The sequence below is a fragment of the Pseudoduganella rhizocola genome (assembly GCF_045984285.3).
Taxonomy (GTDB): Bacteria; Pseudomonadota; Gammaproteobacteria; order Burkholderiales; family Burkholderiaceae_D; genus Rugamonas.
This window is the reverse complement of the sequence record NZ_JBJQIK030000003.1, coordinates 312651-327042: the sequence shown is the minus strand read 5'-3', so window position 1 is coordinate 327042 and position 14392 is coordinate 312651. Positions and strand designations below refer to the sequence as shown.

12 protein-coding genes are annotated in these 14392 nt (G+C 66.2%); 10 read left to right on the top strand and 2 right to left on the bottom strand.

The features are described 5' to 3' along the window. Nucleotides 1–27: 27 nt before the first annotated feature. The 7 genes from ACJRPG_RS08720 to prsT all read left to right on the top strand — a co-directional run bounded on the left by ACJRPG_RS08720 (nucleotide 28) and on the right by prsT (nucleotide 8393). Nucleotides 28–1317: an alpha/beta hydrolase gene (locus ACJRPG_RS08720; RefSeq protein WP_407999668.1), complete on the top strand. Its 1290-nt coding sequence runs from the start codon at nucleotides 28–30 to the stop codon at nucleotides 1315–1317. A gap of 9 nt (nucleotides 1318–1326) precedes the next feature. Then, entirely contained in the window at nucleotides 1327–1725 is a 399-nt protein-coding gene (locus ACJRPG_RS08715) for a hypothetical protein (RefSeq protein WP_407999667.1), read from the top strand. A gap of 255 nt (nucleotides 1726–1980) precedes the next feature. After that, nucleotides 1981–2388, top strand: coding sequence for an SEL1-like repeat protein (locus tag ACJRPG_RS08710; protein WP_407999666.1), 408 nt, complete (start codon nucleotides 1981–1983; stop codon nucleotides 2386–2388). An 18-nt stretch (nucleotides 2389–2406) separates the two neighbouring features. Further along, entirely contained in the window at nucleotides 2407–3312 is a 906-nt protein-coding gene (locus ACJRPG_RS08705) for a LysR family transcriptional regulator (RefSeq protein ID WP_407999665.1), read from the top strand. A 119-nt stretch (nucleotides 3313–3431) separates the two neighbouring features. Further along, nucleotides 3432–4082 (top strand): LuxR C-terminal-related transcriptional regulator, encoded by a 651-nt coding sequence (locus ACJRPG_RS08700; RefSeq protein WP_407999664.1) that lies wholly within the window; start codon nucleotides 3432–3434, stop codon nucleotides 4080–4082. Between the two features lie 3 nt (nucleotides 4083–4085). Then, nucleotides 4086–5528 (top strand): catalase, encoded by a 1443-nt coding sequence (locus ACJRPG_RS08695; protein ID WP_407999663.1) that lies wholly within the window; start codon nucleotides 4086–4088, stop codon nucleotides 5526–5528. 123 nt (nucleotides 5529–5651) lie between these two features. After that, nucleotides 5652–8393, top strand: a complete 2742-nt coding sequence (gene prsT / locus ACJRPG_RS08690; protein ID WP_407999662.1) for an XrtA/PEP-CTERM system TPR-repeat protein PrsT — start codon at nucleotides 5652–5654, stop codon at nucleotides 8391–8393. Here the strand turns inward: prsT and ACJRPG_RS08685 are convergent. Next, on the bottom strand, nucleotides 8390–10015 hold the full coding sequence (locus ACJRPG_RS08685; protein WP_407999661.1) for an FAD-binding oxidoreductase: 1626 nt from the start codon (nucleotides 10013–10015) through the stop codon (nucleotides 8390–8392). The genes prsT and ACJRPG_RS08685 overlap by 4 nt on opposite strands. Then, complete coding sequence (locus tag ACJRPG_RS08680) at nucleotides 10015–10761, bottom strand: N-acyl amino acid synthase FeeM domain-containing protein (protein WP_407999660.1); 747 nt, start codon at nucleotides 10759–10761, stop codon at nucleotides 10015–10017. The genes ACJRPG_RS08685 and ACJRPG_RS08680 overlap by 1 nt, the downstream gene beginning before the upstream one ends. A gap of 213 nt (nucleotides 10762–10974) precedes the next feature. On the opposite strand from ACJRPG_RS08680, the gene ACJRPG_RS08675 reads away from it, so the two are divergent. The 3 genes from ACJRPG_RS08675 (at nucleotide 10975) to ACJRPG_RS08665 (ending at nucleotide 14384) form a co-directional block, all read left to right on the top strand. Next, nucleotides 10975–11916: an EDSAP-1 family PEP-CTERM protein gene (locus tag ACJRPG_RS08675; protein WP_407999659.1), complete on the top strand. Its 942-nt coding sequence runs from the start codon at nucleotides 10975–10977 to the stop codon at nucleotides 11914–11916. A 157-nt stretch (nucleotides 11917–12073) separates the two neighbouring features. Next, nucleotides 12074–13600, top strand: coding sequence for an XrtA system polysaccharide chain length determinant (locus ACJRPG_RS08670; protein ID WP_407999658.1), 1527 nt, complete (start codon nucleotides 12074–12076; stop codon nucleotides 13598–13600). A gap of 1 nt (nucleotide 13601) precedes the next feature. After that, the gene (locus tag ACJRPG_RS08665; protein ID WP_407999657.1) at nucleotides 13602–14384 is read left to right on the top strand and encodes an XrtA-associated tyrosine autokinase; all 783 of its coding nucleotides are present in this window, start codon (nucleotides 13602–13604) and stop codon (nucleotides 14382–14384) included. Nucleotides 14385–14392 lie beyond the last annotated feature (8 nt).

Genomic DNA, 14392 nt, shown 5'->3' with positions numbered 1-14392 from the left:
TCAAACCGCAGCCCGGAGTGAGCCCGCATGGATGTCATTACCTCTGCACTGACCGCAGCAATTTCGGAAGGCGCCAAAAGCGCTGCATACCAGATGCTCAAATCGCGGCTGGCGGCGCGCGCGCCGGCCGTGGAAGAAGCAATTGCCGACCTGGAGCAGGATCCCGGTTCGGTCTCGCGCCGTTTTGCCCTGTCCGATGCACTGGCCAGCGCAGGCCTGGCCGGCGACCGCTACCTGCGGGCCGCAGCCCGCAATCTCATCGATGAAGTAGAGAAACGCCGCTCCAGCCAGATCGACACCCTGGCCGCCCAGGCCGCCATGGCGCCCGGCGCCAACCACGCCGTGATGGAGGTCTGGTTCGCCACCGACCGCCAGCAGACCGGCGACCGCCACCCTGCGCGCCAGTTCGGTACGGGACGCGGACCGCTCAGCTATGGCAGCTGCCAGGTCAGCATTCCGCGCGAGCACCGCATGGGCGAGCTGGAATCCCCTTCGCTGCTGCGCCTGGAATTCCGCGATAATCCGGACCGGCATGTGGTGCTGATGCAGACCACGCTGCAGGAGCGTGACAGCTATTTTTCCGCCCTCGCCGGCGCCATCGCCAAATCGGCCAGGCGCAGTGCGCTGGTCTTTGTGCACGGCTATCGCGTGAGCTTCGAGGACGCCGCCCGCCGCACCGGCCAGCTGGCCTACGACCTCGGTTTCCAGGGCGCGCCATTGTTCTACAGCTGGCCTTCACAGGGCAAGCTGTCCGGCTATATGGCGGATGAAAGCAATATCGAATGGAGCCAGGCCAGGCTGAGCGAGTTCCTGGCCGATGTGCTGGAAAAAACGGAGGCGGAAGACGTCTACCTGCTGGCGCACAGCATGGGCAACCGCGCCATGAGCCGGGCGGCGGCCAGCGTGATTGCCAGCCGCCCCGAGCTGGCGAAACGGCTGCGCGAAATCATCCTGACCGCGCCCGATATCGATGCCGATGTGTTCCGGCGCGATATCGCGCCGGCCCTGACCCGGGCGGGCACCCCGGCCACCCTGTACGCCTCCTCCGATGACGAAGCACTGGAAATGTCGCAGCGCATGCACGGCTACCCGCGCGCCGGCGACAGCGGCGACGGCCTGGTGGTGGTGCCCGGCATCGAAACCATCGACGCCAGCACGGTAGACACCAGTTTCATCGGCCACTCCTACTACGCCACGGGGCGCAGCGCCCTGTCCGACATGTTCTACCTGATCAGCCAGCACACCCGCGCCGCCCAGCGCTTCGGCCTGCACGCAGTCGACGGCCCCCAGGGCCGCTATTGGGCATTCAATGAATAGGAGCCCGCCATGACCGCGTATGCGCATTCGCCGCAGGAGGCCGTTTTCAGCGCCGACGCCCTGCTGGAAGAACTGGGAAATGATGAGCAGGCGCTGGGGCGCACCATCAAAATGGTGCGGGACGGCATCAGCCCCGGCGTGGAACCGCTCAATGCCGCCGCCGCCGCCGTGCATGAAGGCCGCCTGGGCGAGGCGCGGCACCTGGTGCAGCAGCTGCGCCACAGCCTCAGCCCCTTCGGCGCCCAGCGCCTGGCGGCCGCCTGCATGTCCCTGGAGCTCACCCTCAGCGGCAGCGAGGTGCTGGAAATACCGCTGTTGTTTTCCCGTGTCGAAATGGAGCTGGAACAGGTGCTGGAGCAGGCCGGGGCTTGGCTCGACCAGCATGCGGGAAGGTCCAGCCGGCGCTGACTCTGCCGTTCTAACGAATGGTTACAATTGTTACCCCGCACGTGTGATTTTGTCCTGTTTGGCGCAAAATCAACATGTTAAGATCCCAACGTCTTGCAATTTATCGTGCAGCGCAGCGAAATTGTGCGGCGCGTTTTATGCGAATTGCATAGAATAACGAAATGTACATGCCTTGCCAGGGCGAATATTAGCTTGTTATCAAGTTTATTCGCAGAACCGCGGTTCGCAGGTTTAACTAAGGTAAAGAAGAAGAATATGGAATTATTTAACAAGTCCGGCGTTCTGGTGGCGTCGGTACTCGTGATGGTGGGCGCCTTGATAGCCTGCCAGGCCAAGGAAGATGCGGTGCCGCCGGCCCCCGTCATTGAAGCCGTGGCCCAGAAACTGAATGAAAACGGCGGTGCGGCCGCCGAGCGCCGCCTGCGCGAATGGGCCGACCAGGGTTCCGTGGTCGCCAAACGCGAACTCGGCATGCTCTACCAGAGCAAGAATACCCGCCGCGACGAAGCCCTGCGCCTGTTCGAAGAGGCGGCCAAGGGCGGCGATTCCGAATCCGCTTTCCAGCTGGCCGAGATGGTGCGCCAGCCTGCTGTGCGCAGCCTGCGCGAAAAATCCGGCCTGCTGCTGGTCTCCATGCGCGGCACGCAGGACGCCGCCAAGTAAATCCCCCTCCCGCACCGCATGGACCGCCTGCGAGCCCTGGAGGTCTTCGTCGAGGTGGTGCGCAAGGAAGGCTTTGCGCGCGCCGCCGAAGCGCTGGACACCTCCCCCGCCAACGTTACCCGCTACATCAGCGACCTTGAGGCGCATCTCAACACGCGCCTGCTGAACCGCAGCTCGCGCAAGATGTCGCTCACCCCCAGCGGCGAAGCGCTGTTCGAGCGCGCCCGCAGCATCCTGGAGGACGTGCAGGAGGCGGAGGCCATCGTGTCCTCGGCCGCGCTGCAGCCGCACGGCACACTGCGCATCAATGCCCCGCTCAGCTTCGGCGTGCTGCACCTGGCGCCGCTATGGCCGCAGTTCGCGCAGCGCTATCCGGACGTCAAGCTGGAGATTTCCCTGGTGGACCGCGTGGTCGATATCGTCGAAGAAGGCTTCGACATGGCGATCCGCATCTCGCGCGCCGGCGCGGCCGGCAATGTGGCGCGCAAGCTTGGCGCGGCCCGCAATGTGGTGTGCGCGGCGCCGGACTACCTGCGCCGCCACGGCACGCCGCTTGCGCCCGCCGACCTGGCGCGGCACCGATGCATCGTGTATGCCAATAACGGCATGGCCGACGAATGGCCATTCCTGGATGCGGCTGGAAAACCACAGCACGTCAAGGTACAGGCCGTGATGCAGACCAATAACGGCGACACCGCGCGCGCCGCCGCCCTGGCCGGCATGGGCGTCATCTGGCAGCCGACCTTCCTGGTAGGGGAAGACCTGCGTGCCGGCCGCCTGGTGCGGCTGATGCCGGGCTGGAGCCTGCCGGACATCGACGTGCTGGCCGTCTACCCCAGCCGGCGCCACCTCAGCGCCAGGGTGCGCGTGATGATCGATTTCCTCGCCGACGCCTTCAAGGATGTGCCGCCCTGGGAGCGTTAGCAGCCTCGTTTACCGGAATTAACATCGCTTAACTTGATAACCCTCACTTGCCCATCCATCATGAATGTGTGAGAAGCAACAGCATCCCCGCTGCTGCCGAACATTCAGGAGATTCAATCATGCAAGCGAGTCAAGCCAGGGTCCATATCATGCATGCGGACGCCGTGATGACGGCCGGTCTGCGCACCATCCTCGCCGAAGCGGCGGAGTTCCAGATCAGCACCGGCGCCGGCCAGCACGGCGCCCAGGTCATCGTGGCCGACTACGAGGCCGGCATCGCCGCCGCGCGCCAGGGCCCGCAGGACCGCTTCGGCCCGGCGCCCCGGGTACTGATCGTCACCCAGCTCGACAAGGAATGGGAAGTGCGGATGGCGATGGACAGCGGCGTGCATGGCTACCTGCTGCAGAACTGCCAGCCCGAAGAGCTGGTGAAGGCCGTGCGTTCGCTGATGCAGGGCATGCGCTACCTGAGCGAGTCCGTGACCCGCTGCGTGGCCGACAGCCTGAGCCGCGAAACCCTGACCGGCCGCGAAACGGATGTGCTGCAGCTGCTGGCCAAAGGCTGCTGCAACAAGTCGATTGCGCGCGAGCTGGGCATTGGGGTCGGCACCGTCAAGACCCACGTCAAAGGCCTGATGAGCAAGCTGGATGCCACGGCACGCACCCATGCCGTCGTGGTGGCCACCCAGCGCGGCCTGATCGGCCCCGGGCAGCGCATCAGCGGCGCCCTGCACAACCGCCCCGCCTTCCACAGCAACGCGCTGCAATAAGCCATGAACAAGCTCACCACCGCGGCCGGCGCGCCGGTACCGGACAACCAGAACACGGCCACCGCTGGTCCGCGCGGCCCGGCCCTGTTGCAGGACGTCTGGTTCCTGGAGAAGCTGGCCCATTTCGACCGCGAAGTGATTCCCGAGCGCCGCATGCATGCCAAGGGCGCCGGCGCTTACGGCACCTTCACCGTGACGCACGATATCACCCGCTATACGAAGGCGAAGATCTTCTCCGCCATCGGCAAGCAGACCAGCCTGTTCGTGCGCTTTTCCACGGTGGCGGGCGAACGCGGCGCGGCGGATGCGGAGCGCGATATCCGCGGCTTCGCCATGAAGTTCTATACGGAGGAAGGCAACTGGGACCTGGTGGGCAATAACACGCCGGTGTTCTTCCTGCGCGATCCGCTGAAATTCCCGGACCTGAACCATGCCATCAAGCGCGACCCGCGCAGCGGCCTGCGCAGCGCAGACAGCAACTGGGATTTCTGGACCTCGCTGCCGGAAGCCTTGCACCAGATTACCGTCGTGATGAGCGACCGCGGCATTCCGAAGAGCTACCGCCACATGCACGGCTTCGGCAGCCATACCTTCAGCTTCCTGAACGCGGGCAATGAGCGCTTCTGGGTCAAGTTTACGCTGAAGACCCAGCAGGGCATCCAGAACTGGAGCGATGCCGAGGCCGGCGAACAGATCGGACGCGACCGCGAGACGCATCTGCGCGACCTCTACGACAGCATCGAGAACAAGGATTTCCCGCGCTGGACGCTGTATGTGCAGGTCATGCCCGAGAAGGAAGCGGCCGCCTGCCCCTACAATCCCTTCGACCTGACCAAGGTCTGGCTGCACAAGGACTATCCGCTGATCGAAGTGGGCGTGCTGGAGCTGAACCGCAATCCGGACAACCATTTCGCCGAAGTGGAACAGGCCGCCTTCAATCCGGCCAATGTGGTGCCCGGCATCGGCTTCTCGCCGGACAAGATGCTGCAGGGCCGCCTGTTCTCCTATGGCGACGCGCAGCGCTACCGGCTCGGCGTGAACCACGCGCACATTCCGGTGAATGCGCCGAGGTGCCCGGTGCACAGCTATCACCGCGACGGCCAGATGCGGGTGGACGGCAATATGGGCGGCGCCACGCCATACGAGCCGAACAGCCATGGCGAGTGGCAGGAGCAGCCGGACTTCCGCGAGCCGCCGCTGGCGCTGGAAGGCGCGGCGGATCACTGGAACCATCGGACCGACGATGACTACTTCACCCAGCCGCGCCTGCTGTTCCAGCTGATGACGCCAGCCCAGCAGGCCGTGCTGTTCGAGAACACGGCGCGCGCCATCCACGGCGCTTCGGCCCAGGTGAAGGCCCGCCATATCGAACATTGCACGCGCTGCGATCCGGCCTATGGCGCCGGCGTGGCCCATGCCATCGAAGGCCTTTCCCGGTCCGCCTGATGTCTCCCGCTTGCCGGTCTGCGCTGTGCGGCGGACCGGCTTTTTCCCTTCTGTTGAGGCCGATCAACAGCCTCCTCCGGTGATTTTCCTACGCTGGCAGTTTCGCCCGCCACGGAGATTGCCATGTCCTTCCGCACCATCCTTCCCGCCCTGCCGCTGCTGCTTGCCCTGTCCGCCTGCCACCGCGAGGCGCCTGCCGATAGCCTGCTGGCCGATGCGCGCCGCTTCCGCGCCCAGGGCGACCACCGCGCCGCCATCATCCAGCTGAAAAACGCCGTCCAGCAGCAGCCCAAGGATGCGGCCGCGCGCCGCCTGCTGGGCGAAGTCTACCTGGAGAGCGGCGACGTGCTGGCGGCAGAGAAGGAGCTGCGGCGTGCCCGGGACCTGGGCATGCGGCCCGCCGAGCTGCTGATGCCACTGGGCAAGGCCATGCTGCTGCAGGGCCAGTACCAGCGTGTGCTGGACGAGCTGGCCACCGACAGCGGCAATGCCGACGCGCTGTCGCTGCGCGGCCACGCCTTGCTGGGGTTGAAAAGCTTTGCCGAGGCCGCCCGCCAGTTCGAGGCGGCGCTGGCCCTGCAGCCGGGCAGCGCCGAGGCGCAGCTGGGCCTGGCCCGCGTGGCGCTGGCGCAGGAGCAGCCCGAACGCGCGCTGCAGCTGCTGGAAGTGGCGATCCAGCGCAGTCCGAAGGACGTGGACGCATTGCGCCTGAAAGGCGACCTGCAGCGCGCGCAAGGCCAGCCGGACGCCGCCCGTGCCAGCTACGAGGAGATCCTGAAGCAGTTCCCGAACAATGTGCAGGCCCATATCGATATTGCCAACCTGCTGACGCAGGCCGGCAACTACGAAGACGCCAAGGCGCGCATCGCGCTGGCCCGCGCCATCCAGTCCGGCTCGCTGCTGGTCTATTACGCGCAAAGCCTGCTGGACTTCCGCCAGGGCCGCCTGAAACCGGCGCAGGAGCAGCTGCAGCAGGTGCTCAAGGCCGCGCCCGACCATATGCCCAGCGTGCTGCTGGCCGGCGCGGTGGACCTGGCCATCGGTTCGCTGACCACGGCGGAAGGCCATCTGCGCAAATTCATCGAGGCCCATCCTGGCCATGTCTACGCCGGCAAGCTGCTGACCGCCGCCGTCCTGCGCAACAATAAGGTGGACGAAGCGGACCAGCTGGTGCAGAAGCTGCTGCAGGCGGCGCCCGAGGATATCGAGCTGCTGGCGGCGGCGGGCGAGATCCAGATGCGCAAGCGCCAGTTCAACAAGGCGGCCGACTACTTCCAGAAAGCCAGCGAGCTCAAGCCTGCATCGCCTTCGCTGCGCCTGGCGCACGGCATGAGCCGCCTCGGCCTGGGCGAGACGCCGCGCGCGATCGCCGAACTGGAACAGGCCGGCTCGGCGGATGGCGGCGCATCGCGCGCCGGGGTGCTGCTGGTATTGACGCAGATGCGCGGCAAGGAGTTCCCGAAGGCGCTGGCCACGGTGGATGCCATGATCGCCCACGGCGACAATGCCATGCTGCAGAACCTGCGCGCCGGCGTGCTGCTCGCGAGCGGCGACCTGGACGGCGCGCGCGCCGGCTTTGCCCGCGCGCTGGCGCTGGACCCGCTGCATATCCCCGCCCTCGACAACCTGGCCCAGCTCGACATGCTGGAGAAAAAACCGGAACAGGCGCGCAAGCGCTATGAGGCGGCCCTGGGCCGCGATCCGGCCAACGGCGCGCTGATGACGGCGCTCGCCCGCATCGCAACGGCCGAAGGCAAGCCTGCAGTGGCCGTGCAGTGGCTGGAACGCGCCGTGCAGGCCCAGCCGGACGCGGTGCCGCCTGCCGTGCTGCTGGCCAACTACCACCTGCGCACCGGCGACAAGCTGAAGGCGCTGACGCTGGCGCAGAAGCTGCACGCCACCAATCCGGCCAGCGCCGAGGCGCTGGCGCTCCTCGCGCAGGCCGAGGCCGACAACGGCAAGGTGGAGTCGGCGCTGGACAGCTACAGCAAGCTGGCCGCATTCCCGGGCCACTCGGCAACGGCCTCCTTCCGCATGGCCACCCTGTACCTGAACCAGCACAAGCTGACGGAGGCGGCGGCAGCGCTGCGCAAGGCCCTGCGCGCAGAACCCGGGCACGGCGAGGCGGCGATCCTGCTGAGCAGCGTGCTGATCGAGCAGAAGTCCTTCGGCGAGGCTGCGGCGCTGGCGCAGTCGTTGGAGAAGCGGCCGGGCAGCGAGGCCCTGGGGGCGAAGCTGGAAGGCGATGTGCTGCTGGTACAGGGCAAGGCACTGGAAGCCGTGCAGCGCTACCAGCATGCCATGGGCCTGGCGCCATCCGGCCCGATGGCGATTGCCCTGCACCGCGCCCGGTTCGCCAGCGGCGACAAGGAGGCCGCAACCAAAGGCATGCGCCAATGGCTGGACCAGCACGCGGCCGACCTGCCCACCCGCACCTACTTCGCCAGCGCCCTGCTGGTGGCAGGCATTGTGGGTGAAGCGAGCGAGCAGTACGCGGAGATCGTGCGGCGCGATCCGGACAATGTGATCGCCCTCAACGACCTGGCCTGGTGCTATGTGCAGCTGAAGGACGAGCGGGCCCAGGCGCATGCCGAACGCGCTTACAAGCTGGCGCCCGCCAATCCGGCCGTGGCCGACACGCTGGCCGCCGTACTGCTGCTCAAGGGCGACGCCGCGAAGGCGCTGCCGCTGCTGCGCAAGGCCATCGTGCAGGCGCCTGCCGCCGGGGATATCCGGCTGCGGCTGGCGCAGGCGCTGGCGAAAACCGGCGACCGCAAGGGCGCACGCGAGCAGTGCCAGCAGCTGCTGGCACAACAGGACTTCAAGCGGCAGGACGAGGTGCGCGCCCTGCTGGCCACGCTCTAGCCGCGGCCCCCGCCTCGCGCCGAATAGCGGCCCGGCGCCAGCAGGCCCTGCGGGTCGAGCGCGCCTTTGATGCGGCCGACCACGCGCCAGTAGCTGTCGTCGCCATTATCCAGGTCCGGCATCGACTGCAGGCCCACGCGGTAGGGAATGTAGCCGGCCTGCATCACCGCATCGAACAGCGCCCGGTAGCAGTGCCGGGCGCGCTGCGTTTCCGCCTCATCCTCCTTGTCGTAGGCCACGGTCAGCACTCCGCCCAGCGCACGTTCGTTGATCATGCTAAAGGTGACGAACAGGTCGAAGCCGTGCTCGTGGAAGATGGGCTCGGCCAGCGCGTGCAGGCGCAGCAGGTCGGCGCCGCGCATCGGCAAGATCGGCGACACCCACAGCATGCCGCAGTTGTCGCGGGCCGGATTGGCATGCTCGGGAAAGTCCGGCGGCAGCCCCGCGCGCCGCCGCCAGTAGGCGCCGGCCAGGAAGCGCCCGTTCGGAATGCCGCGGTTCATGTCGAGCAGCGAACGCCCCAGCTGCACATTCGCTTTCAGGCGCCGCCCCGCCGCGCTGCCGCCCAGCAGGCCCGCAATGCGGTCGGCGATATCGAGCTTGCGTTCGTCGATGAAACGGACTTTGGCGGCGGTGGGCGCCAGCGCCTTGCGCAAGGCCGAGCGCGCGGCGGCAATCTGGGCGGCATTGCCGTACAGGGCGCCGGAGACGGTCCAGGCCCCAATGCCGGCTGCGGCACGCATCTCGCGCCGCAGCGCATCGGGCAGCGGCAGCGCGCCGCCCGCCCGCTCGCGCGGGTAGACGGTGCCGCCGGACAGCACGCGCAGGTCGTTGCCGATATGCAGGATGCTGCGCAGGGTGCCATCCAGCCGCAGCGGGCGCAGCGCATCGATGACGGGCGCGATGGCCGCGTGCTCGGCCACGCTGCACAGGAAATGGCTGAGCGCGGCCGTTTTCGGCATCAGCCACAGGCCCGCCGCGGTGACGATGCCCATATTCGACTGCGTGAAGATGCCGTCGATATAAGGCCCTATCCCGTAGGGAAACACGCGCTGGTTGGCCGCACCCGGAAAGTGGCCGAAGCCCGTCTGCAGCAGTTCCCCGTTCGCCAGCACCACTTCCATCCCCGCCACATTCTGGAAGCGGTTGCCATACGGCGAGTGGCCGAAGCCGCGTTCCAGGATATTGCCCATCAGGCTGGTATCCGGCCCGGCGCCGGTGCTGTCCATCCATAGCGGCAGTTGCTGGTCGCGTAAAAAATCCGACAGCTGCCTCTGCGTCACGCCGGGTTCGATGACCACATAGGCCAGTTCGCCATCGGCCTCGCGGATGCGGTTCATGCCGCCCAGGTCCATGATCACCTGGCCGTCGGTGGGCGCGCAGGCGTCGCCATAGCCCCAGTTGCGGCCGGTGCTCAGCGGGTACAAGGGCAGGCTGTGCTCGGCAGCAATGCGCACCGCCTGCTGCACCTCGGCCGTGCTGTGCGGCCGGATCACGGCCAGCGGCCGCGTGCTGCACGAGGAGGTGCTGGCCGCGTAGGCATGCAGGGTGGCAGGGTCATTCAGCACGCGCTGTTCCCCGAGCAGCGCCCGCCAGGCCTGCAGGGCATCGAGCGCCGCCATCAGTCCCGCCCCTGCACCAGGCGCGTCGTAATACCGGGCTCATCCCTCAGCGGAAAGAAATAGGGATAAAAGGAGCGTTCGCTGCCCTGCTGGTCCGGGTGGCCGCCGAACTTGCGGATCTGCTCGCCCATATAGCTGAGGTCGAGGCGCAGCAGCACGGCCGGGGCATTGACCCGCGAGCAGTTGCGCTGGCCGCCGAAGTCCACGAAGCCCAGCATGCGCTTGTAGAAGGCCACGTGGCGCGGGTTCACCTCGATCACATAGTCCGTATACCCATGGATATTGTGCGCGTAGATATAGGAAATATGGATCAGTGCGGCGAACACCCGCTTGGTCACGTCCTTGTCGATGGCCAGCCGGGACGGTTCACACAGGCGGCGGCCCTGGGCGCGCAGCTCGTCCAGCTTGTCGCGGTAGTTTTCATCCGCCGGCAGGCCCAGTTCCGGATCGTCCAGGCACAGGGACATGGTGCCGACGGTATGGCCGCCGGTTTCCGCATACAGTGTGATGCGGTTCATGACGTGGCTCGAATCGGCTTCGACATCGTAGCCACGCCAACCGTACATCTTCCTCAGTAGCAGGCTGGCGGCCTCGCGCCGGCCTTCGGTGCTGGCCATCCGGATATGGAAGACCTGCGTATCGATCGGGTGGGTGCTGGTTGCGCCTTCTGGGGCTTCGCGAATGACCAGGTCCCGCAGACTGCCGGCTGCTTCAAAGGAAATGATGGTGTCGTCGAATGGCTGCACGTTGGCTCCTTGCTTTGAGTGAGGGGTACAGGTTCGACCGCTATGGCTGAGTGGAAGTTCCGCAAATGTCGGCGTTTTTGTCATTTCTCAGCACGCCAGCGCCGTCTTCTTTCCAAGCTATTGATTCCATTGATCTTATTTTTCTGGCACGGATGCTGCTGAGAGAAGGCATCGGCGCCAGTCGGTGACCGAAACCCCATTAAGGAGTGAGCCATGAACCTGATTAAAAAGAGCCTGCTGGTCACGGCGGCTGCAGCGGCCCTGGGGCTGGCAGCCATCGGCAGCGCCCAGGCCTCGACCTTCGCCTCCGCGATTCTGGACATCAACAACTTCCGCCTGCTGCATTCGAACGGCACCGCCTTCAGCAATGCCGATTTCTCGACGCTGACCGGCACCAACGATGCGCATGCCACGGCCTCGCTGAACGGTGTGTTCGCCAACGGCGCCGCCTCGCTCGGCATCCTGAGCGGCAGCACCCCGGATGTGGCGCACCAGTGCGTAGGCGCGCCCTGCCCTCCGCTGGCCGAAAACAACTTCACGCCGTTCGCCAGCCCGCCACCTGTGCCGGGCAACCTGGGTTACGCGGACCAGAATCTGACGGGCTCGTCCATTTCGATCAACGGCGGCCCGGCAGGCGCCCATGCCACCACGCGCGCCGATGCCTCGACGGCGATGAACTCGGTGGCCTCGGGTAACTCCGACGTCGGCACCTCGACCACCTTCCAGTTCGCGCTGGGCGTGTCCGACACCATGACGATCGCCTTCGATGCGACCCCGTTCGCCCAGGCCTTCGTGTCGGCCGACGCCGGCGCCACCTCGAATGCGAATGCCCGCATGTCCTGGAGCATCAATATCCTGGACCTGAGTACCGGCCTGTCGGTCTTCAGCTTTGCACCGAATGAACTGAACGGCCAGAGCATCGTCAGCCGCACCGACGGCCTGCCGGGCACCTCGACCTACAACGCCGCGCTGACCACCTTCGCCTTCTCGGAGATCACCCCGCTGCTGGCCGCCGGCACCACCTACCAGATCACGATCCAGCACAACACGCTGGCCAATGCCCTGCAACAGGAGGTGCCGGAACCGGGCACCCTGGCCATCGTTGCCGCCGGCCTGCTGAGCATGTCCCTGCTGAGCCGCCGCCGTAAGAGCTGAAGGTTTCCGCTGTCGTCACTTGCGGCGTGCCGTCCCCTGCGTGGCGGTACGCCGTTTTTTTGATGTGGCACAAACGCCGGGCGGGTAGCGATGGAACCAAACGGACCGATCCATATAATCGCCTAAGGGTCGCCGTTCCTTACCAGGGAGGCTGGATATGGAAGACATCGTCAAGCAGGTACTCTCCAGCCTGCAGGGAATCTGGCAATACCGCTGGTATGCGGTGGTGGTGATGTGGCTGGTCGCAACGCTGGGCTGGACCAAGGTGATGCTGCTGCCGGACGACTACCAGACCACGGCCCGCGTCTTCGTCGACACGCAGAGCATTCTGAAGCCGCTGCTGGCGGGCATGACCACCGTGCCGAACCTGGAACAGCAGGTGGCCATCATGAGCCGCACCCTGCTCAGCCGCCCCAATATCGAACGCGTGATGCGCATGGTGGACATGGATGTGGCCGCCACGACGCCGCGCGAACACGAGCAGGCGCTGGAAACGCTGATGTCGAAAATCCGCATCGGCGGCACCGCCAACTACGACATCTACACCATCAGCTATAACCACAGCGACCCGGCCATGGTGCGCGATGTGGTGCAGTCGCTGCTGACCATCTTCGTGGAAGGCAGTTTCAAGGGCAAGCGGGGCGATTCAGAAAAGGCCGTGCAGTTCATCGACGAACAGATCAAGATCTACGAGGACAAGCTGCTGGCGGCCGAGAACTCGGTGAAGGAGTTCAAGCTGAAGAACAGTTTCCTGCTGCCGCGCCAGGGCATCGATTATGGCGCACAGGTGCTGATGTCGAATGATGCGCTGAACAATGCCCGCCTCGAACTGCGTGAACTGGAGCAGGCGCGCGCCGCCATCCAGTCCCAGATCAGCGGCGACGAGCCGATTCTGGGCGCCGAACTGGCGCCGGCCCTGCCGGATAATCCGGAACTGGACGGACGCATTTCGGTACTGAACAAGAACCTGGACGCGCTGCTGCTGCAATATACCGAGCAGCATCCCGATATCGTGTCCACCCGGCGCCTGATCGCCATCCTGGAAGAACGGAAAAAACAGGAGGCCAGCCAGCGCACGGCGAGCAGCGACCCCGGCAAGAACTACAGCCCGATGCTGCAGCAGCTGAAAGTGGCGCTGGCCGAGGCTGAGGCGCGGGTGGCATCGGCCCGGGCGCGGGTCAGCGAACTGGGCATGCGGCACCAGCACCTGCTGGCCCAGAGCCAGGCCGTGCCGGAGGTGGAATCGCAGCTGTCGCAGCTGAACCGCGACTACGAGATCAACAAGGAAAACTACGAAAAGCTGATCAGCAAGCGCGAGGCGGCCAAGCTGTCCGGCGACCTGAGCTCGACCACGGAAATGATGAGCTTCAAGATCATCGATCCGCCCACGGTGCCGCTGCGGCCGGTCGGCCCCAACCGTCCCCTGCTGTTCAGCCTGGTGCTTGCAGTGGCGCTGGCGGCCGGCGCCGCCACGGCGCTGCTGATCAGCCAGGTGCGCCCGACCTACCGCAATCCGGCCGAGCTGCGCGACGCCACCGGCCTGCGCGTGCTGGGCGGGGTGTCGATGAACTGGACCGCGCCGCAGAAGGTGCGGCGCCTGCGGGGCCGCATCGGCTTCAGTGCCGGGGTGGCGGGGCTGCTGATGTCCTACGGCGGCGTGATGGCTTTTACCATGATGCGGTGAAATGATGATGCCCTTTGACGACCTTCCCCCGCACAGTGAACCGGTGCTGCTCGGGCCCGATCCGCAGTTTGGCGAAATCAACCTGGCCCAGTTGCAGCAGCTGGGCATGGTCACGCACATGGGCGGACGCACCGGCGTGGCCGAGGACTTCCGCCTCATCAAGCGGCCCCTGCTGCGTGCCGCGCGCGGCCAGGACGGTCCTGCCATCCGGCACGGCAATCTGATCGTCGTCACCAGCTCCCTGCCCGGTGAAGGCAAGACCTACTGCGCGATCAACCTCGCGATGAGCATGGCGATGGAACGCGACACCACGGTGCTGCTGGTGGATGCGGACGTGGCCCGGCCCTCGGTGCTGAACGTGCTGGGCCTGCCCGCGCGCGCCGGGCTGATGGATGTGCTGCTGGATGACGACCTCGACCTGTCGGACGTGATCCTGAAAACCAATATCCCGGCGCTGTGCCTGCTGCCCGCCGGGCGCAGCAACCGCCATGCCACGGAGCTGCTGGCCAGCCGCAGCATGAGCCGCCTGCTGGACGATATTGCCGACCGTTATCCCGACCGCATCGTCATCTTCGATTCCCCGCCGCTGCTGATCACCACCGAGGCCAGCGTGCTGGCCGCCCAGATGGGCCAGGTGGTGCTGGTGGTGGAAGCGGGCCGCACCACGCACGGTTCGGTGCGCGAGGCGCTGCGCCAGCTGGAGCCCTGCCGGCACGTCAACCTCATCTGCAACAAATCGGCGACCGGCACGGCGGGCGCCGGCTACTACAGCTACTTCGAATAAGGCCCGCC